This window comes from Proteus sp. fly-1089 (assembly GCF_040138965.1).
GTDB lineage: Bacteria > Pseudomonadota > Gammaproteobacteria > Enterobacterales > Enterobacteriaceae > Proteus > Proteus vulgaris_B.
The window spans coordinates 65,616-89,797 of record NZ_JBEETS010000001.1 but is presented as its reverse complement, the minus strand read 5'-3'; the positions used below and the strand labels follow the sequence as shown (position 1 = coordinate 89,797).

21 protein-coding genes are annotated in these 24,182 nt (G+C 38.7%); 11 read left to right on the top strand and 10 right to left on the bottom strand.

The annotated features are described in order from the left end of the window. Positions 1–30 precede the first annotated feature (30 nt). The 5 genes from dcuC to apbC form a co-directional block, all read right to left on the bottom strand. Entirely contained in the window at positions 31–1,392 is a 1,362-nt protein-coding gene (gene dcuC / locus ABN080_RS00425; RefSeq protein WP_072070517.1) for an anaerobic C4-dicarboxylate transporter DcuC, read from the bottom strand. A gap of 275 nt (positions 1,393–1,667) precedes the next feature. After that, positions 1,668–3,602: an outer membrane assembly protein AsmA gene (gene asmA, locus ABN080_RS00420; protein ID WP_349440090.1), complete on the bottom strand. Its 1,935-nt coding sequence runs from the start codon at positions 3,600–3,602 to the stop codon at positions 1,668–1,670. Between the two features lie 47 nt (positions 3,603–3,649). Then, positions 3,650–4,231: a dCTP deaminase gene (gene dcd, locus ABN080_RS00415; RefSeq protein ID WP_072070520.1), complete on the bottom strand. Its 582-nt coding sequence runs from the start codon at positions 4,229–4,231 to the stop codon at positions 3,650–3,652. A gap of 67 nt (positions 4,232–4,298) precedes the next feature. Beyond that, positions 4,299–4,940, bottom strand: coding sequence for a uridine kinase (gene udk, locus ABN080_RS00410; protein ID WP_072070521.1), 642 nt, complete (start codon positions 4,938–4,940; stop codon positions 4,299–4,301). A gap of 220 nt (positions 4,941–5,160) precedes the next feature. Further along, positions 5,161–6,273: an iron-sulfur cluster carrier protein ApbC gene (apbC, locus tag ABN080_RS00405; protein ID WP_115350896.1), complete on the bottom strand. Its 1,113-nt coding sequence runs from the start codon at positions 6,271–6,273 to the stop codon at positions 5,161–5,163. A gap of 204 nt (positions 6,274–6,477) precedes the next feature. On the opposite strand from apbC, the gene metG reads away from it, so the two are divergent. From metG to sanA, 6 genes are all read left to right on the top strand, one after another. Then, positions 6,478–8,505, top strand: coding sequence for a methionine--tRNA ligase (metG, locus tag ABN080_RS00400; RefSeq protein WP_349440089.1), 2,028 nt, complete (start codon positions 6,478–6,480; stop codon positions 8,503–8,505). Positions 8,506–8,639: 134 nt separating this feature from the next. Further along, positions 8,640–9,113, top strand: a complete 474-nt coding sequence (locus ABN080_RS00395; protein WP_349440088.1) for a CidA/LrgA family protein — start codon at positions 8,640–8,642, stop codon at positions 9,111–9,113. 2 nt (positions 9,114–9,115) lie between these two features. Further along, positions 9,116–9,811 carry a CidB/LrgB family autolysis modulator gene (locus ABN080_RS00390; protein ID WP_072070598.1) on the top strand — a complete coding sequence of 232 codons (696 nt, stop codon included), beginning with the start codon at positions 9,116–9,118 and terminating at the stop codon, positions 9,809–9,811. Positions 9,812–10,011: 200 nt separating this feature from the next. Continuing rightward, positions 10,012–10,896 (top strand): cytidine deaminase, encoded by an 885-nt coding sequence (gene cdd / locus ABN080_RS00385; RefSeq protein WP_349440087.1) that lies wholly within the window; start codon positions 10,012–10,014, stop codon positions 10,894–10,896. Positions 10,897–11,109: 213 nt separating this feature from the next. After that, positions 11,110–12,807 carry an NAD-dependent malic enzyme gene (locus tag ABN080_RS00380; protein WP_072070526.1) on the top strand — a complete coding sequence of 566 codons (1,698 nt, stop codon included), beginning with the start codon at positions 11,110–11,112 and terminating at the stop codon, positions 12,805–12,807. A gap of 141 nt (positions 12,808–12,948) precedes the next feature. Beyond that, positions 12,949–13,680, top strand: a complete 732-nt coding sequence (sanA, locus tag ABN080_RS00375; protein WP_349440086.1) for an outer membrane permeability protein SanA — start codon at positions 12,949–12,951, stop codon at positions 13,678–13,680. Here the strand turns inward: sanA and yeiB are convergent. The 3 genes from yeiB to ABN080_RS00360 all read right to left on the bottom strand — a co-directional run bounded on the left by yeiB (position 13,677) and on the right by ABN080_RS00360 (position 16,817). Next, positions 13,677–14,828 carry a DUF418 domain-containing protein YeiB gene (gene yeiB / locus ABN080_RS00370; RefSeq protein ID WP_197269396.1) on the bottom strand — a complete coding sequence of 384 codons (1,152 nt, stop codon included), beginning with the start codon at positions 14,826–14,828 and terminating at the stop codon, positions 13,677–13,679. The two genes, sanA and yeiB, sit on opposite strands and share 4 nt — an antisense overlap. A 12-nt stretch (positions 14,829–14,840) precedes the next feature. Beyond that, on the bottom strand, positions 14,841–15,500 hold the full coding sequence (gene folE / locus ABN080_RS00365; RefSeq protein ID WP_072070529.1) for a GTP cyclohydrolase I FolE: 660 nt from the start codon (positions 15,498–15,500) through the stop codon (positions 14,841–14,843). 147 nt (positions 15,501–15,647) lie between these two features. After that, entirely contained in the window at positions 15,648–16,817 is a 1,170-nt protein-coding gene (locus ABN080_RS00360; RefSeq protein ID WP_349440085.1) for a YbfB/YjiJ family MFS transporter, read from the bottom strand. Between the two features lie 219 nt (positions 16,818–17,036). Between ABN080_RS00360 and moeA the strand changes: the two genes are divergently transcribed. The 3 genes from moeA to ABN080_RS00345 all read left to right on the top strand — a co-directional run bounded on the left by moeA (position 17,037) and on the right by ABN080_RS00345 (position 21,020). Beyond that, the gene (gene moeA / locus ABN080_RS00355) at positions 17,037–18,278 is read left to right on the top strand and encodes a molybdopterin molybdotransferase MoeA (protein ID WP_349440083.1); all 1,242 of its coding nucleotides are present in this window, start codon (positions 17,037–17,039) and stop codon (positions 18,276–18,278) included. A gap of 5 nt (positions 18,279–18,283) precedes the next feature. Then, positions 18,284–19,051 (top strand): molybdopterin-synthase adenylyltransferase MoeB, encoded by a 768-nt coding sequence (gene moeB / locus ABN080_RS00350; protein ID WP_196553378.1) that lies wholly within the window; start codon positions 18,284–18,286, stop codon positions 19,049–19,051. A gap of 268 nt (positions 19,052–19,319) precedes the next feature. Beyond that, complete coding sequence (locus ABN080_RS00345; protein WP_349440082.1) at positions 19,320–21,020, top strand: amidohydrolase; 1,701 nt, start codon at positions 19,320–19,322, stop codon at positions 21,018–21,020. 89 nt (positions 21,021–21,109) lie between these two features. Here the strand turns inward: ABN080_RS00345 and ABN080_RS00340 are convergent, their stop codons facing one another. Together ABN080_RS00340 and ABN080_RS00335 are read right to left on the bottom strand one after the other, a co-directional pair. Then, on the bottom strand, positions 21,110–21,574 hold the full coding sequence (locus tag ABN080_RS00340) for a GNAT family N-acetyltransferase (protein ID WP_072070534.1): 465 nt from the start codon (positions 21,572–21,574) through the stop codon (positions 21,110–21,112). A 9-nt stretch (positions 21,575–21,583) separates the two neighbouring features. Beyond that, positions 21,584–22,162, bottom strand: a complete 579-nt coding sequence (locus ABN080_RS00335; RefSeq protein WP_072070535.1) for an LOG family protein — start codon at positions 22,160–22,162, stop codon at positions 21,584–21,586. Between the two features lie 330 nt (positions 22,163–22,492). Here ABN080_RS00335 and rhtA point away from each other — a divergent pair, with 330 nt between their 5' ends. Together rhtA and dps are read left to right on the top strand one after the other, a co-directional pair. After that, entirely contained in the window at positions 22,493–23,383 is an 891-nt protein-coding gene (rhtA, locus tag ABN080_RS00330; RefSeq protein ID WP_072070536.1) for a threonine/homoserine exporter RhtA, read from the top strand. 275 nt (positions 23,384–23,658) lie between these two features. Next, positions 23,659–24,165 (top strand): DNA starvation/stationary phase protection protein Dps, encoded by a 507-nt coding sequence (dps, locus tag ABN080_RS00325; protein ID WP_072070537.1) that lies wholly within the window; start codon positions 23,659–23,661, stop codon positions 24,163–24,165. Positions 24,166–24,182 lie beyond the last annotated feature (17 nt).

The following is a 24,182-nucleotide window of genomic DNA, read 5'->3' as shown; positions in this document are numbered from 1 at the left end:
TAATTTTCTATTAATTCAATTGGTTAATAATTAACCTAATGTACTTGGTACTAGAATTTCAGTCGCAACAATAACAATAATCAACCCTACTAATACTGGTACAGAAACACGTTTCATCACTTCAAACGGTGAAATTTTTGCCATACCGGATACTGCAACCACAACACCAGAAACAGGCGATAATGTACGGCCTAAGTTTGAAGCTTGTAACATAGGAATAGTTAAATAAGCTGGGTTAACACCCATATTGCTTGCTAAACGAGGAATTAATTCAACAAAAGCATAGAATGGTGCATTCCCAGAACCCGTTGTCATTGCAGCTAACATCGTAATTAATACCAGTGCAATCATCATCACAATGGCACCTGAGCCTAATGACTGAGCTCCTTCAATTAAGGCATTAATAAAACCAACAGTTGTTAAGCCTTGAGCAAATACTCCCGCAGCAACTAATAACATAACAACTTGAGCAAATGCATCTGCCATGCCGCGGTAAGCAACTTCTAAACCTTCAAAAACTTGTTTTGCACTGAAGCTACGAATAAATTCGATAATAGCTGCTAAAATCATACAGATGATAATAATGGCAACGATATGAAGCTCTGGTAACCATTTACCATCAAAAACTAAAACACCAATGATTGGCGTAAAAGGTAAAATAGCATAGAAACTTGGTGCGTGAGTTTTGATTTCATTCACGTCTAACATTTCAGTTTCAATGTGCTCTTTGCGGTCAAGGTAACGTTGCCAGAAGAAGTGTGCAATACACATACCAATAATTGCAGCAATAGAGATAGGTAATGTGGTTTTAAATGCAAAATCAATCAGTGGCATTTGAGATGCTTCAGCAGCTAAAATAACATCGCCCGATGTTGGCGCTAAAATGATAGAGGCTGGAGACGCACAAATTGCAGCTGCCGCACCGCGACTAATTCCCATATTCACCATAACAGGGAACAGTGTTGCCATTAACAACACCCCTAAACCTGTTGCTGATGAAACGGCCAGTGACATTAGGCACGCAACAATATAAGCCGCAACCATCAGCAGATAAGGTGAGTTGATCATTTTCAGAGGACGTGATGCTAATTTAACAACAACATCATTAGCACCAATGTGTGTCATATAAGAAGCAAAACCACAAAGTATCATGATCATCATACCTAAATCGCCACCACGGCTCATTAGTAGATTTTTCACATACTCAACAATATCGATTAAGCCGTAGCCTGTCGCAGTTGCACTTGCAGGTAAAACAGCCCTTCCCATAATAACGCTGATGATCAGTAATAACAGACCACCAGTCATTAAAACGCCGGTTGGTGAATAGCCTTTTACAATATAGCGTCCAACGCCTACAGCAACTAAGGCGCCGATAAGAATTTCAATCATTTATTTATCCTGTCTAAAGTAATCATTTATAAAATGAAGTTTTTTATTTTTATCATCATTTTTGCGTTTAGTGTGATTGACACACTCTGCCCAAAGGCAACGTTGCAGTGTATGACATATATCAAAAAAAACGACTATTTTTTTGTATAGATATAGCACGAATGCTTATTTTTCATTCAAAACGTAAATTAAATGATAGATATAAAGCAAAAAGCACACAATTATCAAAATTGTGTGCTTTTATTAAGAGTGTGATGAAGTTAAAAGTCGTGAAATTAAATTTTCTTCAATAGCTGATTAAGTGCTTTTACTTCTGGGCTTTCAGCATCTTGCTTATTCAGCCAATTATCGATAGCTTGTTTCGCTTTTTGCTGTAATTGATCGCGCAATAATTTTTCAACATTGAGCTCATATTGCACCGCATTCCAATCCCCATAAAGTCTTAATGGAATATCAATTTTAGCCAGTTGGCGGATAAATTCATTTTCTTTACCCCACCCTTTTTTAATATTAACCAATAATGTTACATCAAGATCATGACGTTGAAGGTTAACTTTACCCTGCCCTTTAATTTGATAAGCATCAGCTTGAGCATCAAGGGAATTAACCGCCAATTGTCCTTTGGGTGTTAATTTAAATTGGGCAATGACATTATCTGCTTGAGTGTAACTTTCGATATCTTCAGGATAAATCACTTTATCTGTCGCTTGAGCAATAGATTGCTGGATCACCTGTGGGACATTTAAGCCCTGCATCTTAAATTGAGTTAATGAGGTATTCAGTGTGCCCTGCCAGTAATGATAAAAGGCTTTTCGGTTATATCCCGCACCTTCAACATTTCCTTTGGCTGAAATTAATCCACTGAAATTTTCAGGCTGATTGAACGCATGCAATAGAGGTTGTAACGGAATATTATTCATTGTGATATCCATACTAATATGTGCTGGCACAATACTTGTAGAAATCACGGTAGGAAGTGAAAAATCACCCTGAAGAATTTTTCCTGTTAAAGTTTGAATATTTAGCGAATTAGGGTTATTTAGCGCATCAAGTTTAAAATTATTAATCTCTAAATCTTTATAAAGGAGCTTATTTAGTGCTAATTTCAGCGTAAATTCAATATCGCCCCAATGGGTTAAATCATATTCTTTATTTTCAATAGTCACTGAAGTAATAACCGGCTTGGCCATAATCGTGGCATTTGGTGCTGGAGCCGCATGCGCAGTATTAAATAATGAAAATGATGATGGTATTTTATTATCTTTAGGAACCAATAATGCTGTTTCAGTTGTTTTAGCCACTGCTAACTCTGGTAACAACGTATTTAAATTTAATTGTTCACCTTTTAAATCAACCTGATAACGTGTTTTATTCGCAAACTCTGCACTAACACTGCCTTGTAATTGACTATCATTAGCAGTGAGATTTAGGTTATCAAATGAAATTTTTCTCACACCCTCATTTTGGATCATAAAATCCGAGGTTAAACTTCCTATTATACCATTTTCAGGGATTTCAACTCCGGATAATGCATAATCTAACTGCGTGATCGTACCATTGATTTGGTAAGGGTAGCTGTTCATATCAGCATTAGCAGCAACATTTAGCGTTATCTCACGACGATCACGATTTACTTTCGTACTCATCTCTAGATTAATTTGTTTTTTATCATCTGTTTTCAGCGATAAATTAATATCACGCAAATTAAGCTGCTCGCCATCTTTCATTTGCCAAATAATTAAGCTGTCTGAAATTTTAACTTTGGCAATATTTAACTGCCAATTATTCGCTCTTGTTTCAATCACAGGGTGAGAAACATCTTTAGGTGTAGAAGGAGAAACTATTTTTGGAATAGCCTTACTTTCAGGTGTTTGACGTACTACGGCACCTTTAAGCATGACTTCTTTTACTTCAAGTTGATGAGAAAGAAGCGGTAATAACTCAACATCCAAACGCATATTATCCGCAGTAATTAAAGGCATTTCAGCACCAGGTGCTGTCAATGACATTTTACCACTAATAATGCTCAGTTTTGGCCAAACATGCCAACGCATATCATCTTGTAATGTGAGTTTATAACCGCTTTGTTTTTCAACTCTTTCAACAAGATATCCACGGAAATCATTAGGGTTAATGAGTAAAACTAATGCTGTTAAGCCTGCCAAAATAACCACAAGCAAAATAGCCAGTGTTGTCAAAAACCTTTTCATATAATTACCCGTTTAGTGAAATCTGATAATGATGATTATAAAGATAGTTAATCTTCACTAATTCGACTACCTACCGCACCTTGTTGATTTTTATACTTAGCATCTTGACGACGATTATAAGGTCTATCCGCAGGGCCTGACATAGGTTCAAAGCTTAATGCGCCAATCACCATGCCCGGTCTTAATGCAAGAGGCAGTTTACCTGAATTAAAGAATTCTAATACGATTTGTCCATGCCAACCAGGATCAATACGATGTGCAGTAACGTGCACCATCAAACCTAAGCGTGCTAATGATGAGCGTCCATCTAACCATCCCACCACATTATCAGGTAATGTGACTGACTCAAGTGTCACAGCTAATGCTAATTCACCAGGATGTAAGTAAAACGCTTCACCTTCAGGTAAAACAATTTCATCACTCATCACACGTTCTAATGCAGCATTCACTTCAGCTTTTGGGCCACTCAGATCAATATAAGCGGCAGTATGTCCTTGGAAAACACGAAACTGGTTTCCTAAGCGAACATCTGCTGTTGCGCCGTTAATTCGCTCGACAGGCGGGCGAGGCTCAATGACTAATTTACCTTCATCCAGCCACTGAATAATATCACGGTCGCATAATCGCATTTTATTTCCTTCTTCAAGTTAATTAGGCAGTTTCATCATGCATGAAAGCTGCCCATAAATGAACCTATTATTCGCAGAACTGCCCTATTTTTGCTTTCAGAATATCAATCGCAACGCGGTTTTTACCCCCTCTTGGCACAATAATATCGGCATATTGTTTAGAAGGTTCAATAAACTGGAAAAACATCGGACGAACAGTTTTATTATATTGTTCAATGACTGAGTCTAAGCTACGCCCACGTTCATTTACATCACGTTTAATTCTACGCATTAAACAGATATCTAATGGTGTATCAACAAAAATAGAAAAATCCATCTCTTCACGTAGGCGTTTGTCTGTTAATAACAAAATGCCTTCAATGATGATAACTTTTTTTGGTCTAAAAGGAATGGATTCTGCTTTGCGTGTGTGAGCGACGTAATCATATTGGGGGAGTTCGATGGCTTTTCCTGCTTTTAATTCACACAAATGTTGGTATAAAAGTGAGTGATCCATCGAATTTGGGTGGTCATAATTGACCTTATATCGTTCTTCCATCGTTAAATCACTTTGGTCACGATAATAACAATCTTCTGGTATCACACCGATATTATGATCACCTACTTGTGCTCTTAATTCACGGTAAAGCGTACTTGCAATAAGACTTTTACCCGAAGCAGAAGCTCCAGCGATACCTACAATTGTGCACTGATGTGCTGTGTCAGCCATAATCAAAAACCTGGTTTGAAATAAAAAGAGGGATAACGTAATAATATGTAAATATTACGCTAGCGCAGATTATAGTTTTGAAATCACTCTGGTTCCAGCGTAAAACCAGAAATCTATTTGTTTTTTATCAAAAACAGCCGGAAATCACATGTAAAAAATGGAAAGCCAAATGACTCTCCATTTAAATCAGCAAATAATTTCAGGCATTATTCTACTGTGATTACACTGCGCGGAAAGAAATTTCCGTTGGAATTGCATCACCATCCCAATACATTTGAGCAGAAACGGTTGACGCTATTTCGCGATAAATATCAGCAAATTCACCTTCTGGATCACGCATCACTGTTGGCTGTCCACGGTCTAAGTCTTCACGTAAAGAGATATGAAGAGGAACTTGACCTAATAATTGGCAATGATATTTCTCTGCCAATTTCGCCGCGCCACCGGTACCAAAGATAGGCTCAAGGTGACCACAGTTACTACAAATATGCGCACTCATGTTTTCAATGATACCTAATACAGGTACATTGACTTTCTTAAACATGACAATCCCTTTCATTGCATCCACCAGCGCAATATCTTGTGGTGTTGTGACCACAACCGCTGCGGTTACAGGGATATTTTGGGATAAGGTTAATTGAATATCACCTGTTCCTGGTGGCATATCGATAACGAGATAATCTAAGTCAGGCCACAACGTATCTTGGAGCATTTGCATTAACGCCTTGCTCGCCATAGGACCACGCCATACCATCGCATTATCATCAGTCACTAAATAACCGATAGAGTTAGACGCTAATCCATAAGCCATAATTGGCGCCATATGTTGTCCATCAGGAGACGTTGGACGCTCCATTGTGGTACCTAACATATTAGGAATAGACGGCCCATAAATATCCGCATCAAGAATACCCACTTTAGCACCTTCTTGTGCAAGAGCTAATGCAAGGTTAACGGCTGTACTTGATTTACCTACACCACCTTTACCAGAGCTCACAGCAAGAATATTACGCACGCCATTAACGCCAGGCAGATCATTTGCACGACGTAAGGTTGAAATATTATGCTTGAGTTTCCATTCAATCGCTTTTGCGCCTGTGATGTCACGAAGTTCAGCTGTCTTTTCTTCGATTAGCGCTTGGAAAGGTTTTTTCCAAACAAATGGCATCACTAATTCGATATGAAGAACATCGTCAATCATCGCACATTGATGTAATGCTTTTAGAGAAAGCAGATTACGTTTCAATGTCGGGTGTTCAAAAGTAGACAAGACACCTGAAACTTTTTCGTTCAGAATCTCAGGGGTGGTCTGCTCGGGGGATTTATCACTCATCCCGGCTCCTCTCGTTTTCATTATTTATTTACTATATGAGTGTATCTATCATATCAGATAGTAGATGACTACGATAATGCCTTACCTCAATTTGCCAACTGAAATTTCTCTTGCAAAAACTCCATTATTGCCCTAGCGACATCATGACGGATCGGTTACCATCAAAGTCCCTTTTATTAATTTTATGGAAGTAAGATCCTTACTATGTCTCACGTCGCGAATAAATTATTGGTAACCTGCGCGTTACCTTATGCTAACGGTTCAATTCATCTCGGTCATATCCTTGAGCACATTCAGGCAGATATCTGGGTCCGTTATCAACGAATGCGCGGCAAAGAAGTTCATTTCATCTGCGCTGACGATGCCCACGGCACTCCAATTATGTTGAAAGCTCAACAATTGGGTATAACCCCTGAAGCCATGATTGAAGAAATGAGCAAAGAGCATCAGCAGGATTTTGCTGGCTTCAATATCAGCTATGATAATTATCACTCTACACACAGTGAAGAAAGTCGTGAATTATCGACGAAAATTTATCTAGCACTGAAGAAAAATGGTCACATCAAAAGCAAAACAATTTCTCAGCTGTATGATGAAGAAAAAGGCATGTTTCTTCCTGACCGTTTTGTAAAAGGCACGTGCCCTAAATGTAAAGCACAAGACCAATACGGTGATAACTGTGAAGTATGTGGCTCAACATACAGCCCTACAGAATTAATTAATCCACGTTCTGTCGTTTCAGGATCAACACCTGTAATGCGCGAAACAGAACACTACTTCTTTGACTTACCTGCATTCAGCAACATGCTACAAGCATGGATCCGTTCAGGCGCACTGCAAGAACAAGTTGCGAATAAAATGCAAGAATGGTTCGACAGTGGTTTACAACAATGGGATATCACTCGTGATGCGCCTTATTTCGGTTTCGAAATTCCAGATGCACCGGGTAAATATTTCTATGTATGGCTAGATGCACCGATTGGCTACATGAGTTCATTCTTAAACTTATGTGAAAAACGCGGTGATTTAAATTTTGATGAGTTTTGGAATAAAGACAGCAAAGCTGACCTTTATCACTTTATTGGCAAAGATATCGTCTATTTCCACAGCTTATTCTGGCCAGCTATGTTAGAAGGCAGTGAATATCGCAAGCCAACAAACCTATTTGTTCATGGTTATGTCACTGTAAATGGCGCCAAGATGTCTAAGTCTCGTGGCACATTTATTACCGCTCGCGCCTATCTTGATCATTTTGATGCTGATTGCCTACGTTATTATTACGCAGCAAAACTTTCATCACGCATTGACGATATTGACCTAAACTTAGAAGACTTTGTTCAGCGCGTAAATAGCGACATCGTAAATAAAGTCGTTAACCTAGCATCACGTACCGCTGGTTTTATCAGCAAGCGTTTTGATGGCAAATTAGCAGATTCTTTAGATGATGCTAAGCTTTATCAGCACTTTGTTGATATGCAAGAAAACATTGCACAATCATTCGAAAATCGTGAATTTAGTAAAGCCATCCGTGAAATTATGGCATTAGCTGATGAAGCTAACCGTTATATTGACGAAAAAGCACCTTGGGTAGTGGCAAAACAAGAAGGTCAAGACGCTCAGTTACAAGCAATCTGCACCATGGGAATTAACTTGTTCCGCGTGTTGATGACGTATCTGAAACCAGTCTTACCTTCACTAACAGAACGTTCAGAAGCATTTTTGCAAACTCAATTAACATGGGATGCACTTGCACAACCGCTGTTAGGCCAAGAAATCACTAAATTCAAAGCGCTGTTTAACCGTATTGAAATGGATAAAGCCAATGCAATGGTTGAAGCATCTAAAAGTACCATTGCACCCGTAAAAGAAGTCTCTGGTCCATTAGCTGATTCACCGATCCAAGAAACCATCAAGTTTGATGATTTTGCAAAAATTGATATGCGTATCGCTGAAATTAAACAAGCAGATTTTGTTGAAGGCTCAGACAAACTGTTGAAATTAATTTTGGACTTAGGTGGAGAAACTCGCCAAGTATTTTCCGGTATTCGTACAGCATACCCAGATCCTAAAGTGTTAGAAGGTCGCTTAACAGTAATGGTGGCAAACTTAGCACCTCGTAAAATGCGTTTTGGTATTTCAGAAGGCATGGTAATGGCTGCCGGCCCGGGTGATAAAGATATCTTCTTACTCAGCCCAGATACTGGTGCAAAACCGGGCCAACAAGTGAAATAACAACCAAAATTCATTTGCCAAGTAAATAAATGGCGGGGTTCTATTAGAGCCCCGCTCTTTTTTTATTGTGATCCATAGCACACTTTCAAAATCGGTGTATGATAATTCTGTTAGTTGATTTGGGACACTTACTTATGAAATCTAAACGGGCACGATTGCAGATTACACTTTGGCATTATCTACGATCTTTTTTGGTACTTTATCTTTGTCTCTTTGCTGGTAATCTTATTTCAGCCCTTCTACCCTTCGCGGTTCCAGGCAGTATTGTTGGCTTACTGATCCTTTTTGGTCTACTTGCTTTCCAGCTTATCCCTTTACGTTGGGTTAAACCCGGTGCCAATATCCTATTAAAAAACATGTCATTACTCTTTATCCCTATCGGTGTTGGTGTAATGAACTATTATGATTTGTTAAGTCAGCAACTTTTTCCCATCGTTTTAGCCTGCGTCGTGAGTACCTTTGGTGTTATGGCGCTCGTTGCATATTGCTCACACTACGTTCATCGTGAACGCATTATCGTGGGTTCAAAACCAGACCAAGTTGAAGATATTGTTGAAACAAAAGAGAAAGACGACGATAACGCGTTAAGCGAGAAGAAAAAATGTTAGCCATATTGATGAATATTTGGTGGTCACTACCTTTAAGTATTTTTATTTTTTACTTAGCTCGTAAGCTTGCAGCCCGATTTAAATTGCCTATTTTAAATCCGCTTTTAATTGCTATTGTGGTGATTATTCCTATTTTATTAATAACTAAAATACCTTATGAAAATTATTTTGCAGGTAGTCGTATTTTAAATGACTTACTACAACCTGCTGTTGTCGCTTTAGCTATCCCACTTTATCAGCAATTACACCAAATTCGCGCACAGTGGAAATCATTAATTAGTATTTGCTTTATTGGTAGTGTTGCTGCTATGGCTAGTGGTACTGCAATTGCCTTATGGGCTGGTGCAACACCTGAAATCGCAGCATCAATCTTACCTAAATCCGTCACAACACCTATCGCGATGGCAGTCGCAGACTCCATAGGTGGTATTCCTGCAATCAGTGCTGCATGTGTTATTGCAGTAGGTATTTTAGGTGCCATTTTTGGTCACACTCTATTCAAGATATTGCGAATTCCGACTCACGCCTCTCGAGGTTTAGCTATGGGAACCGTTTCGCATGCAGTGGGAACAGCAAGAGCTGCAGAAGTGGATTATATCGAAGGTGCTTATAGTTCATTAGCATTAATGACCTGTGGGATTATTACCTCTTTACTTGCTCCATTTATATTCCCTATTATTTTGCATCTTTATAGTTGATCTCTTTCTTACTCTCCATTCTTAACTCCCCGATTTAATTAAATTTATTTCGGGGATTTTTACTATAAATTTGAGACACATCTCTCAATTAATGAATTTGTTGCAATTGTTTCATTGAAAATATGATTTTCATCACATATAAGAATGGGGAAAGATGCCTAGAATCTTATAATACAGAAAGATTAATGGGAGACTCATGTATGCATACTCGTTTTCAGGCAATTTGGTCAGATTTATCTCCGCAGTTACAACACGCACTTGCTCCTTATCTTGAGCAGGGTGCATTCCCTGCAATGTTCACGGCAGAACAGGTCAACGCCATAAAAACACAGTTACAATGTAATGATGATGCCTTAGCCCTTGCACTTTTGCCTGTTGCTGCGGCTTGTGCTGTTGCACCTATCTCTAACTTCAAAGTAGGTGCGGTTGCTCGTGGTGAAAGTGGTAATCTTTACTTCGGTGCCAATATGGAATTTGCTGGCGCACCATTACAACAAACAGTCCATGCTGAACAAAGTGCGGTAACTCATGCATGGCTACGTGGTGAATCTCGCTTAATTTCAATCACTGTAAACTATACACCTTGTGGTCATTGTCGCCAGTTTATGAACGAACTCAACAGCGGCACCCATATTCAGATCCAATTACCTGGTAGAAAAGTAGCGACATTAGGGGATTATTTACCTGATAGCTTTGGCCCGAAGGATCTCAATATCACCTCTTTATTAATGGATAAGGTTAATCACGGTTACAAAATTGATAACCCTAGTGAATTAGCACAACAGGCGCTACAAGCTGCCAATCGTAGCCATGCACCTTATAGTGAGTCTCACAGTGGTATTGCTGTTCAAATGAAAAATGGCAAAATTTTCCAAGGTAGCTACGCAGAAAATGCTGCATTTAACCCAAGCTTACCGCCATTACAAGCCGCATTAATTTTATTAAATATGGCAGGTGAGAGTGTGATGGAAATTGAATCTGCTGTCCTAATTGAAAAAGCAGAAACAATTTTAACACAATGGGATGCAACTCAAGCCACATTAACGGCTTTAGGTTGCCACCAGATGCAACGCATCACTTTGTAAAAAGTTTTAACTTATTCCTCTAAAAATCTCTCCTAAAAAAGCATCAGCATGTAAATTTTGCTGATGCTTACCAGAAAAAGTTGTAACAACTGTATCTATCTCTCATTTCTAAGCATAAAAATCATAAAAAAATAACATAAGCTGTACATATTTTTATTATTTTGTAGGATCTACAATTGTCATGTGACTAACTGCCTTACAAGAGTATTTTTCATGGAACTGGAACACGAAAGTAAACGCCCTCTCTACATCCCGTATGCAGGCCCAATCCTGCTTGAATTTCCCCTGTTAAATAAAGGTAGTGCTTTCAGCGAAGAAGAACGCAGCACCTTTAACTTACATGGTTTACTGCCTGAAGCAGTTGAAACTATTGAAGAGCAGGTTGAACGCGCTTATCGCCAATATCTTGATTTCAAAAACGATAACGACAAACATATTTACCTAAGAAATATCCAAGACACCAATGAAACGCTGTTTTACCGTTTATTGGAATCTCACCTTACTGAAATGATGCCAATCATTTACACACCAACAGTGGGTGAAGCTTGCGAACATTTCTCTGATATTTATCGTCGTGCTCGCGGATTGTTTATCTCTTATCCTAACCGCGCCAATATCGACGATATGCTACAAAACGCCACTAAACAAAACGTAAAAGTGATTGTTGTCACTGATGGCGAACGTATTCTTGGTCTAGGTGACCAAGGCATCGGTGGTATGGGTATTCCTATCGGTAAACTCTCTTTATATACCGCGTGTGGGGGTATCAGCCCAGCGTACACATTGCCTGTTGTACTTGATGTTGGTACTAACAATCCACAACGTTTAAACGATCCACTATATATGGGATGGCGCCATCCTCGTATTACTGGTGATGAATATAACGAGTTCGTTGATGAATTTATTCAAGCTGTTAAACGTCGCTGGCCAAATGTTTTGCTGCAATTTGAAGACTTCGCGCAAAAAAATGCGATGCCTTTACTAAACCGTTATCGTGATGAATTATGTTGCTTTAACGATGATATTCAAGGTACTGCGTCTGTTACTTTAGGTAGTCTTATCGCGGCTAGCCGTGCTGCGGGGCGCCAATTAAAAGACCAAACAGTCACTTTCTTAGGTGCAGGCTCTGCGGGTTGTGGTATTGCTGAGCAAATCATTGCCCAAATGAAATCTGAAGGCTTAAGCGATGAGCAAGCGCGTGAGCGTATATTCATGGTTGACCGTTTTGGCTTATTAACTGATAAACTACCAAATTTACTTGATTTCCAAAGCAAGCTTATCCAAAAAAGTGAAGCCATTGCTGATTGGAAAACAGAAAGCGATGCGATTTCGCTGTTAGAAGTAGTTAAGAATGCAAAACCAACAATCTTAATTGGTGTTTCAGGACAAGCAGGGTTATTCACTGAAGAAATTATTCGTGAAATGCACAAACACTGTGAACGCCCTATTGTGATGCCATTATCTAACCCAACTTCACGTGTTGAAGCCCGCCCTGAAGATATTATCAATTGGACAGATGGCCAAGCTTTAGTTGCAACTGGCAGCCCATTTGCACCTGTAAAATACAAAGATAAAGAGTATCCAATTGCACAATGTAATAACTCTTATATCTTCCCAGGCATTGGGTTAGGTGTTATTGCCTGTGGTGCTAAACGTGTGACTGATGCCATGTTAATGGTTGCAAGTCGTGCATTAGCTGATTGCTCACCAATGGCAAAAGAGGGTGACGGCTCACTATTACCTTTACTGGCTGATATTCAACAAGTTTCGCGTTATATTGCAAAACAAGTTGCAAAAGAAGCACAAGTACAAGGTGTTGCTACTGTCACCTCAGATTCAGCCTTAGAAGAAGCAATTGAACGCAACTATTGGCAGCCTGAATACCGTATTTACAAAAGAACGTCATTCTAAATCGTTTTAAACACTAAGTACCATTCTGAAAAGCGCATCATTACTTAATATGAGGCGCTTTTTTCTTGCTTCCCTATCTCTGCTCAAGTAGCCTTAACCATTATGAAAGTCATTTGTTATTTGCGTCATTAAGGCAAGGACATGCTAAAACGCCTCATTTATCTTTTTCTCACACTTTTTATTCTACTTGCAGTCACCTTGATTGCCTGCGATCGCTGGATCGGGTGGAAAACAAACCCTTATATTTTTGAAGATATTGATAGATTACCCGCTAAAAAAGTGGGCATGGTGTTAGGTACATCAAAATATTACACCAGTGGTTACATTAACCAATTTTATCAATATCGCATCCAAGGTGCTGTTAATGCCTATAACAGTGGTAAAATCCAGTATTTATTATTAAGCGGGGATAATGCAAAGCATAGCTATAATGAGCCTAATACAATGCGTAAAGATCTCATTAAAGCGGGTATTCCGGCTTCTCGTATCGTAATGGATTTTGCAGGATTCAGAACGCTTGATTCTGTTGTGCGGACAAAAGAAGTTTTTGGGACTGATGGCTTTACTATTATTACGCAACGTTTTCACTGTGAACGAGCTGTTTTTATCGCATTAGAAAAAGGAATTGATGCGCAATGTTTCGCAGTTGCATCCCCTAAAAGTATGTTTAAAGTACGCATACGTGAGGTATTTGCCAGAGTAGGTGCAATAATTGATGTATATATTCTAAATCGAGAGCCACGCTTTTTAGGGCCGCCAGAAACAATTCCCGCGATACAATCTATTCCTGATGGCATTAAAGGATATCCCGCAGTTTCACCAGAGGAAGTTGAATCACTTCCTCTAAGTGACAACAATCACGAAAAAACCTAAAAGAATTGCGCTAATTTTGAGGCTGATTTACGCCAAATCCACTCTATTGGGCCTTGTGGAAAATAGCGTAGCCAAATTACGGCAAAAGCAATATTGATTGCCCAAATAACCACAACAAAAGGCATCAGTTCAGGTAAGGTAAATTGGTTAAATAATCCCATCCGCTGAAATAGGATAATGCCGATAAGACTTTGCATTAAATAGGTCGTCAGCGCCATTTTTCCTACGCAACGTAAAGCATAGGCAAAATAAGAGTGACTAATTGTATTCCAACTCCAATAAAATAACGCAATATATCCCAAGCTTTGTATAACTTGGATCAACATCGTCAAAGGCTGTGCCCAAACCGCAGCCCAGAGATAATCCCAATCAAAAAAATAATCTACCAGCACAATAATCGTTTGTAAGCTTAAACTGATTGAGAGAAAACAAAGTGCCACATAACCATAGTGTGTACGGCTAAATTTCTGCTGTAACCAGCCTGATGCCATTAGCGCAGCACCCATCAACATTGCGCCAAATAAAAACCAACTATATTGACGTACCAAATTAAAAACAAAAATACTTAATTCATTCAAACGATAATAAATACTATTTAAATAAGGCCCTGTTTTCCAATCGGATTCAACCATTTGGGAATATGGCGTGCTGTACCAAACGGTATCAATAAAATCACGATAATAATAAAACAACACACCTAAAATAAGTGCACCACAAAAATAGAGTATCGCTCCCAATATAAATTGGTTCTTTGTCGTTATTGATTTGATAAAGACAAAAACAAATAAACCACACACACTATATGGAAATAAGATATCACCTTCCCAAAGAAATAGTGTGTGAATAACACCAATCAACGCTAACACAACTAACCGCGATAAATTAAAACGTGTTCCTTTGCGTAGTAGCAAGTAAAGCGTACCACCAAATAATAACGCAAAAATAAAGAGGAACTTGCCTTGGGCAAAAAGGTTTAATGCCATCCATGTTATACGATCACCAAAAGAGGCTTCCCCCGAATGTAACGGGTTAAATGAAGCCACTCTTAATAAGGCAAAACCTGAAATATTGAGCAATAAAATGCCAAGGATCGCCATTCCTCTCAACGCATCAAGTGCTTCGATACGTTGATGAGACGATTCATTCATTTATTTGAAATCTCAAAGGTGACGAACAGCGCGTAAAAATTCCTGACGCGTATTTTGACTCGATTTAAATAACCCACCTAACGAGGTTGTCGTGGTTGCACTCGTTGCATCACGAATACCACGAGCTTTAACACAGTAATGAACCGCATCAATAGAAACAGCCACATTTTTTGTGCCTAGTAACGTTTGTAATGCGATAAGAATTTGCTGGGTTAAACGTTCTTGAACTTGAGGACGTTGAGCAAAAAATTGCACAATACGATTAATTTTTGATAAACCAATCACTTTATCTTTTGGAATATAAGCCACAATCGCCTTGCCATCAATGGTAACAAAGTGATGTTCGCAAGTACTGGTTAATGTGATATCTCGTACTGTCACCATTTCATCAACTTGCATTTTATTTTCAATTAGTGTGATTTTTGGGAAGTTGTGATAATCCAGTCCTGAGAAAATTTCATCAACATACATTTTAGCAATACGACGAGGCGTTTCAGCTAAACTATCGTCAGTTAAATCCAGATTTAACAGCTTCATCACTTCTGTCATATGATGTTCAATTTGCTGTTTACTCTCACTTGGAGATAGCTTTGATTCACGAAGAGGCGTTTCCAAACCGCGTTCAACTAACGCAGCGTGCACCCATTGCGCCTCTTTACTTAATGATGACATTGGACTCTCCGATAAACACATTAATGAAGTATCTGTTTCGCTGTCAGCGACAACAGCCTACACTTTAGATGACATGAATCACATTATCCAGCGATACCGCATTTTTCGTTATGAAATTATTGCATTTTTGTATGAACTATTTTTAGATTAAGCCTTTTTTTTCTCTTTTAAACACACCAGAAAACCACCGATTATCAACACAATAAAGGCAACATAAAGCGCAGGTTCTAATTTCCCGGTTAATGCCGTTGAAAGCGAAGAAACAATAGGACCAACCAATTGTCCAATAGCATAAAAAGTCGTGAGTAAACCCGCCATATAACGCCCATGAGCAGGTGCTAACTCTCTACCTCGTAAAAAAGCAAGTTGTACCGCACACATCAAACCGCCACCAATTAAAAAAGCACCTATCGCAAGCCCTGTTATTGTCGGTATCCACTCTGCGATCAAAATACCTAATGCTTGTAACCAGAGCGTAATGGCTAAGCGTAACTGCGTGTTTAATACATTACGCGTTAAAATGGCAATTCCGATACATAATGCAGCAGAAGCACCAAATATGGGCCAAACAAATTGTGCGATTAAGCTCCCTGGGAAGCGCTCTGCTGCCATTTGAGAAAGAAATGTAGCCGGTAAAATATAACCAAAACCCGCAAAGGTATAACCCAAAATCAACTTTTTCATTGCTGGTGTCAGTGTTAAAGGTGCAATTTTTACCTCTTCTCGACTCATCGCCCAAGGTTTAGGAAGGTGGTAACACACATATATTGCACAAATAAAAGCAAGCGAACCATAAATAAGCCAGCCAGTCATCGCATTCATTTGCCATTTCATAATTAATACAGCGAGCATTCCGCTAATAAATATACCAGCCCCTGTTCCCGCATAAACAGCAACGCTTAATGCAGGGCGATTAAGGCGAGCCAATAACTCATTGGCCCATGACGCCACCAGCACCAACGTCCAACCACTTGCCCAACCGATAAAAAAACGAGCAATACTGTGTGTAAATGCGTCATTTAAAAAAGCGGACAACAGAGTAATTATCACCGCCCCCCAAAGTCCCGCCCACAAGCGATACCCCACTCCTTTAACTGCTTTCATTGCATCATAGGAGCCAGCAAGATAACCAAGATAATTAAATGCAGCGACAATGCCAGCACTTGTTAGCGTCAATTGATATTCTGCAATCATCAATGGCACTTGTGGTGTAAAGGTAAAGCGCCCTATCCCCATTGCAACGACTAAAGCAAGAAAACCACTAAACGCGATATGAAAAGCTTGCGCTGAATGACTTTGGTGATTTGAAGTATTCATTGATATCCATTATTTTGTTTTATCGTTTTATACATTTTAAATGTGCTGTTCATTAATAACAGAACATGCAACATATTAACCCCAGACAGTTAACATTTTTGTAATAATACGTTTCGTTTCTTTCTAGTCACAAGATGATCTCTGACATGATGATGTCCATCGTGATAGATTAGTATCATGAAATAAAACAGAACATTTCGATAGATCTTGGAGTATATGATGAGTCAATGTCACGTTAGCGGTTTATTATCTCTTGATGAAGCGCTAGAAAAACTACTTGAAAAACCGCTGGCAATTACCGATACCCTTAACATCCCATTAAATAATGCAGCCGATTATATTCTAAGTGCAGATATTACATCTCCACTCAATGTTCCACCTTTTGATAATTCTGCAATGGATGGTTACGGACTTCGTTACGCTGACTTAGACACCCAAACTCCTCTTCCGGTGGCGGGAAAATCGTTTGCGGGTATTCCTTTTGAGGGAGAACTTCCTGCTGGTCAATGTGTCCGCATTATGACAGGAGCAATGGTTCCTACAGGCGTTGATACTGTCATTATGCAAGAAGAAGCTGAAGTCACTGAAAATGGTGTTCATTTTCCACAACCTGCTAAGAAAGGCCAAAATATTCGCCGTATTGGTGAAGATATTAAAGAAAACGATATTGTATTATCTGCTGGCACTAAACTTTCAACAGCGCAATTACCTTTAATCGCCTCTTTAGGTGTGGCAACGGTACAAGTTTATCGTCGTTTAAAAGTGGCTGTTTTCTCTACGGGTGATGAATTACAAACTATCGGTCAGCCATTAAAAACGGGGCAAATATATGATACTAACCGTTTTGCTGTACGCTTAATGCTTGAAAAATTAGGTTGTGAAGTTTTAGATTTAGGCGTTATTCCTGACTCACCTGAAAAACTCCGTGAAACCTTTAAAAAAGCAGATCAAGAAGCAGATTTAGTGATCAGCAGTGGCGGTGTTTCTGTAGGTGAAGCAGATTACACCAAACAAATTCTTGATGAAATTGGGGAGATTGGTTTTTGGAAATTAGCCATTAAACCAGGAAAACCATTTGCATTTGGTCGATTGCACAATGCATGGTTCTGCGGTTTACCGGGTAACCCTGTCTCAGCAACCGTCACATTCTATCAATTAGTTCAGCCTTTGATTGCGCGGTTATCAGGTTTTAGTCATTGGAAAGCACCACAACGTTTCCAAGCCATAACACAATCACCATTGAAAAAATCAGTGGGTCGTCTTGATTTTCAACGTGGTATCGCAAGTATTAATGCAGAAGGTGTGTGGCAAGTAGACACTTCAGGTCACCAAGGCTCACACGTTTATAGCTCCTTTAGTGTCGCTAACTGCTTTATCGTCTTAGAACGTGAGCGTGGTAAAGTGGCTGCAGGTGAAACCGTCACAATCGAGCTATTTAATTCCCTGTTAAAAAGCGAATAGTTTTTATGAGTATCGAATTAACCAATGAAGAAACACTGCGCTACAATCGCCAGATTGTATTAAGGGGTTTTGATTTTGATGGTCAAGAGGCACTGAAAAGTGCCTCTGTATTGATTGTTGGCGCAGGTGGTTTAGGATGTAGTGCTTCGCAATATCTTACAGCCGCAGGTGTAGGAAAACTCACATTATTAGATTTTGATACAGTTTCCCTTTCTAATCTTCAGCGCCAAATTCTTCATCGTGACGCTACGATTGGCCAACCCAAAGTACTATCTGCAAAAGCAACATTAGAAGCAATTAATCCTCATGTCACAATAGAAACCGTTGATGCATTACTTGAAGATGAGGCTTTAGATAAACTTATTAGCCAACATAATATCGTAATGGACTGTACGGATAATGTGGCAGTACGTGAGCAACTTAATCGCCTCTGCTTTCATCAAAAAAAACCACTAATATCTGGTGCTGCTATTCGAATGGAAGGTCAAATCAGTGTATTCACTTACCAAGATGACGAGCCTTGCTATCGTTGCCTGAGCCATCTTTTTGGCGACAACGCTTTAAGTTGTGTTGAAGCGGGCATAATGGCACCTGTTGTAGGTACTATTGGCACATTACAAGCTGTTGAAGCAATAAAGTTACTCACTGGCTACGGTGAAAACTTGCATGGCAAAGTATTAATGTTTGACGCAATGCGAATGCAATTTCGTGAATTCAAATTACCTAAAAATCCACATTGCGAAGTATGCTCTGCCGATTTACCCGATAACTAACCGCTTTCTATCTTAGATAAGGTAAGTCTAACTTCTTTAAACTTACCTTATCGCTTCCCCAAAATAGAGGCAGCAATCTATTTTCTTAGCATTTTAATCATCCTCTAAGTCGTATTTCTCGCTAAGTCGATGTGACAAGCTTGTAGTATTCACTCTGATTTAATTCTACTATGACCGCCCGCGTCAAAACGCAACAGGATGCCCTATAAGCAGAATAATCATTTAAGCACGCGTTTTATGTGCTAAAAAAGCAATACAAGGTAGAAGAATGACATTTCAAATTGCAGACACTCTCTATTACAACGGACTTATTTATACCGCCGATCATAATAACAATATTGTTGATGCTATCGCGATCAGCCAAGGTGTAATTATTGCTTCTGGTAAAAAAGAGGGTTTACTTTCTTACTGTAATGAAAATACTGAACAAATTGATTTACAGGGAAGAATGGTCATGCCGGGCATTATTGATGCACATATGCACCCATTCTGGGGAGGTGCAACATTAGCGGGTTGCCATCTTGATTATCAATCACTCTCTATCGATGACATTTTATTGCGTATTCAGAAATACCTTGATGAAAACTTTATTGATAGTGATACCGAATGGCTAAAAGTCTCCGCATGGTATCGTGAAGGTATGCAACCTGAAGGCGTGCAAATGACACGTTATCACCTTGATACCTTAAATACAGCTCGCCCTATTTTGCTCTTTTCTAGTGATTGCCATAGCGTATTGGCTAATTCACGCGCTTTAGCGCTGTTAAATATCACTGCGGAAACACCTGATCCTCCTGATGGAAACATTGAACGTGATGGTGATAGAACACCAATAGGTATTCTTGAAGACGCACCTGCAATGCAAGCTATTGATAGCTTGCCACCACTCACTGAAGCACAAAACCTACAAATCGCCCGTCATGTTCAAAAACGATTAAATGAACAAGGTGTAACCACTATTATGGATGCACGTGTGGGTGAGCCTCAATTACGCGCCTTTAATACATTAAGAAAAGCCGGTGAACTGACTCTTCGAGTTGAAAATGCCGTTGAAATTACGCCTGATGATGTGCCATCTATTGATGCTATTCCAAACGCTGTACGCCATGCTGCAACTCGTTTTTCACAATGGCATCAGCGCAGTGAAGGAGCTCAACCCAGTGTTGCAATCCGTCATATCAAACTTTTTCTTGATGGTGTATTACAAGCGCCGATTATGACAGCCCGTTTACACTCACCTTATCGCATCAATGTTGGCACCGATGATACGCCACACTGGCAAGACTCTGAACATATTGGCGATCTCTATTTCTCACCTGAAATTTTAACGCCGTTAGTCACAGAAATTGCCTGTGCGGGTTATCATCCTCATATTCATACCGTTGCTGAAGGTGCAATTAGTACGGCTCTAGACGCTATCAGTGAAATGCGTAAAGTGTTACCTGAAAAAGACATTAGACCGGGGCTTGCACATAATGAATTGATGTGTGAAAAAGATTATGCTCGTTTTACACAATTAAAAACCTACCCTTTTCTCTCTTTCCAATGGGCTGCTGTAGATCAGAACAATATTGAGAAAGATATTGAAATGCTTGGTAAATCTCGCTGTGAATATTTGGAAACGGCAGGGAAATTTATTGATGCGGGTGTCACCGTAGCTTTTGGTAGCGACTGGCCGATTGATCCACTTAATGAATGGTACGATTTTAAAGTTGCGATGACTCGCCAAAAAGATGCAACATGTCCACGTCTTGATAACGATCGTAATCTGACATTAGTGGAAGTCTTACGTGCAGCCACCATTAATGCGGCAGAAGCTTTGGATATGGATACTCAAATTGGATCATTAGAAGTCGGAAAATTTGCCGATTTTATAGTATTAGATAGAAACCTGTTTGAAATATCGGCAGAAGATGTTGAAAATGTCAGGGTATTGTGTACGATCATTGCGGGGAAACCCACAATTTAGCTGAATAATATAAGTAATAAACCCGCGTTAAGCGGGTTTATTTTTATCAATGCGCTTAATCCTATGAGAATTAATATAAATTTAGTCTGTTATAAAGCAATCCCCATCACTGTGCTCACTTCTTTTAACCCTTCACGTTCGTAAAAACGTTTTGCAGCGCCATTTTCAGCTAATACAGATAACTCAAGATGTGTCATTTTTTCTGATATCGCCCACTCTTTCATTGCAGTTAGCAATAAACGGCCGACACCTTGGTTACGTATTGTAGGATCAGTAACAATATCGTAAATATAGGCATATTTACGTTGAACTAAACAGTTAAACATAGGCGTTTCTTGAATTTGTGCAATGCTAAATCCAATTACTTTGCCATCTAAATCTGCGACCAAAAGATGAAATTTATTATTTTTTATTCCATTAATAATAAAAGCTTCGTCTTGCTTACCCGGCTTTAATCGATCGGGTTGTAAATTAGCCATTTCATTAAATAAATGGGTGTAAAGGTCATTAATTTCTTCTACATCAGACAAAATTGCTTTTCTTATTATTATCATTTTTTACCTTTATTTGTTGTAGGTTTTAACTGGAGGTGCAATATATGTTTCAAATTTATCTAATAATTGAATAGGACATTGTTCAACAATTGCCATATTGCGGTACTTTTCATGTAAGAATTGTTCGTCCGCCATTTTATCAATCATCATTAATAATGGTGAATAAAACTGATTGATATTAAGTATGCCCAATGGTTTTTGATGCAAACCAATTTGGCTCCATGTAAAGACTTCACTAAACTCTTCTAATGTACCAAAACCACCCGGTAAAGCGACAAAACCTTCAGCCAGTTCTATCATTTTACTTTTACGCTGATGCATGGTCTCAACAATATGCAGTTCAGTCAGATTATTATGAGATATTTCACGCCCTTCTAATAGCGTAGGAATAACGCCAATCACCTTTCCGCCTTCAGCTAATACTGTATCGGCGAGTGTCCCCATAATTCCTACACTTGCACCACCATAAATTAAGGTGATATTACGTTTAACCAGCTCTTTGGCAAAAATAATGGCCTGTTCTTTATAAATAGATGATGCGCCTAAACTAGAGCCACAATACACTGCGATAGATTTTATTTTATTCATTTTTTATTCTCATTTTGCTAGTTAAAACGAATTTTGAATTATACTTAAGCCTACTTTGATAAAAAAGGTTAAAAAAAGTATTTTTTCACTTTTTATCGTACATATATTGTTAATTATTATTAAATCTAATATTTAAATTATCCTAATTTTTATTTTAATAAATATTAATTAATTTATATTTTAGCTAATTTTATTCAACTAAATTTAACTAAAAATATTTATTAATAAATAACTATATTAAAGCACGTAAATTTATTCTATATTATGCGATCATTTGTTATCTCGCTAACAGAGCACACATACGATTGATTATTGACGAGGTTTTATAGGATGTTGTCAGCCAGACACTCAGCTAAATTACAGGTGTTTTACCCTGTGCTTCTTTTGCTCCTTTCTATGCTTTCGATACAAAGTGGCGCATCCCTTGCTAAAAGCCTATTTCCAGTTATTGGTGCCCCTGCGGTAACAGCGTTACGCTTATTATTGGGGACTTTAATCCTATTTTTTATCTTTAAACCATGGCGACTCAAATTTAATCGTGAGTCAATTATGCCACTGTTTTTATATGGCTTATCTTTAGGTGCCATGAATTATCTTTTCTACCTTGCACTTGAAACTATCCCGCTAGGTATTGCTGTAGCTCTTGAATTTACAGGCCCTTTAGCCGTTGCAATGTTTTCATCGCGCAGAGCTATCGACTTTTTATGGATAATTTTAGTCATCGCCGGCTTAGGATTATTACTGCCTATTGGTGATAATATTCATGGTCTTGACCCACTGGGTATTCTTTATGCCTTAGGCGCAGGTGTGGGGTGGGCATTATATATCGTATTCGGACAACGTGCTGGAAAAGGCTATGGTGCGGCAACCGTATCAATTGGTTCATTAGTAGCCGCTTTTATTTTTGTGCCTATCGGTATATTACAAAGTAGCCCTGATATTATGTTTAGCTGGTCTATCTTACCCATTGCCTTAGCGATTGCTATTTTATCAACCGCATTTCCTTATACCTTGGAAATGATCGCACTTACGCGCTTACCTGCCAAAACATTTGGTACTTTAATGAGCTTAGAGCCTTGTATGGGTGCCTTTATTGGTATTATTTTCTTACATGAACATTTGACGTTAATACAATGGGTTGCCTTAGCCTTTATTGTTTTAGCTTCTATTGGCTCAACAACAACAATGAAAAGTAAAACCAAAATTGAGGAAGTAAAATAGATATTTAACTCATTTTACTCAGTAAGAAATAAATATTAATTTAAAAAGGATCTTATGATCCTTTTTACTTATTAAATAATAACTTTACTGACCTATCATTGCTATTTTGCGCTCATTGTCTTACCCTAAATAGACTATTTCGATAGATTAGATTTTTTTAATAGATGACCTATCAATTTAATAGTATCAATCGATAAGACTAACCATTAATAATTCACTATCATGATTTACAGAAATTAAGATATTGATTTATTAATTATTTAGGGAGAACGATTATGAGTACTGCTAAATTAGTCAAATCCACACCTTCAACTCTGCTTTATACCCGTAATAATCTCGATGACAGCGTAAAACTGCACGCTATCGAGTTACTGCAACAAATGGTGACGCAGTTTATCGACCTATCTCTCATCACAAAACAAGCGCATTGGAATATGCGTGGTAGAAACTTTATTTCTGTTCATGAAATGGTTGACGGCTTCCGTGACACCATAAATGAGCATACCGATGAATTTGCAGAGCGTATTGTTCAATTAGGTGGCACTGTATTAGGCACCGCACAAGTTGTCAGCAAGAAAACCCCATTGAAAGCTTATCCTCTGGATATTCATGATGTACAAGACCATTTAAAAGCACTGGCTGATCGTTATGCTATCGTTGCAAATGATATCCGTAAAGCCATTGATGAAGTTGAAGACGAAGACACCGCCGATATGTTTACCGCAGCATCGCGTGATCTTGATAAATTCTTATGGTTTATTGAAGCCAATATTGAGAATTAATTCGTAATAACAAATTG

Bases quoted from the DNA above. Each gene is read 5' to 3' on its own strand.
- sanA (WP_349440086.1), top strand. From the start codon at position 12,949: ATGCTAAAACGCCTCATTTATCTTTTTCTCACACTTTTTATTCTACTT.
- ABN080_RS00380 (WP_072070526.1), top strand. From the start codon at position 11,110: ATGGAACTGGAACACGAAAGTAAACGCCCTCTCTACATCCCGTATGCA.
- ABN080_RS00340 (WP_072070534.1), bottom strand. From the start codon at position 21,574: ATGATAATAATAAGAAAAGCAATTTTGTCTGATGTAGAAGAAATTAAT.
- asmA (WP_349440090.1), bottom strand. From the start codon at position 3,602: ATGAAAAGGTTTTTGACAACACTGGCTATTTTGCTTGTGGTTATTTTG.
- folE (WP_072070529.1), bottom strand. From the start codon at position 15,500: ATGTCATCATTAAGTAAAGAGGCGCAATGGGTGCACGCTGCGTTAGTT.
- cdd (WP_349440087.1), top strand. From the start codon at position 10,012: ATGCATACTCGTTTTCAGGCAATTTGGTCAGATTTATCTCCGCAGTTA.
- dcuC (WP_072070517.1), bottom strand. From the start codon at position 1,392: ATGATTGAAATTCTTATCGGCGCCTTAGTTGCTGTAGGCGTTGGACGC.
- moeA (WP_349440083.1), top strand. From the start codon at position 17,037: ATGAGTCAATGTCACGTTAGCGGTTTATTATCTCTTGATGAAGCGCTA.
- ABN080_RS00335 (WP_072070535.1), bottom strand. From the start codon at position 22,162: ATGAATAAAATAAAATCTATCGCAGTGTATTGTGGCTCTAGTTTAGGC.
- apbC (WP_115350896.1), bottom strand. From the start codon at position 6,273: ATGAGTGATAAATCCCCCGAGCAGACCACCCCTGAGATTCTGAACGAA.
- ABN080_RS00360 (WP_349440085.1), bottom strand. From the start codon at position 16,817: ATGAATACTTCAAATCACCAAAGTCATTCAGCGCAAGCTTTTCATATC.
- yeiB (WP_197269396.1), bottom strand. From the start codon at position 14,828: ATGAATGAATCGTCTCATCAACGTATCGAAGCACTTGATGCGTTGAGA.
- ABN080_RS00395 (WP_349440088.1), top strand. From the start codon at position 8,640: ATGAAATCTAAACGGGCACGATTGCAGATTACACTTTGGCATTATCTA.
- moeB (WP_196553378.1), top strand. From the start codon at position 18,284: ATGAGTATCGAATTAACCAATGAAGAAACACTGCGCTACAATCGCCAG.
- udk (WP_072070521.1), bottom strand. From the start codon at position 4,940: ATGGCTGACACAGCACATCAGTGCACAATTGTAGGTATCGCTGGAGCT.
- rhtA (WP_072070536.1), top strand. From the start codon at position 22,493: ATGTTGTCAGCCAGACACTCAGCTAAATTACAGGTGTTTTACCCTGTG.
- dps (WP_072070537.1), top strand. From the start codon at position 23,659: ATGAGTACTGCTAAATTAGTCAAATCCACACCTTCAACTCTGCTTTAT.
- dcd (WP_072070520.1), bottom strand. From the start codon at position 4,231: ATGCGATTATGCGACCGTGATATTATTCAGTGGCTGGATGAAGGTAAA.
- metG (WP_349440089.1), top strand. From the start codon at position 6,478: ATGTCTCACGTCGCGAATAAATTATTGGTAACCTGCGCGTTACCTTAT.
- ABN080_RS00345 (WP_349440082.1), top strand. From the start codon at position 19,320: ATGACATTTCAAATTGCAGACACTCTCTATTACAACGGACTTATTTAT.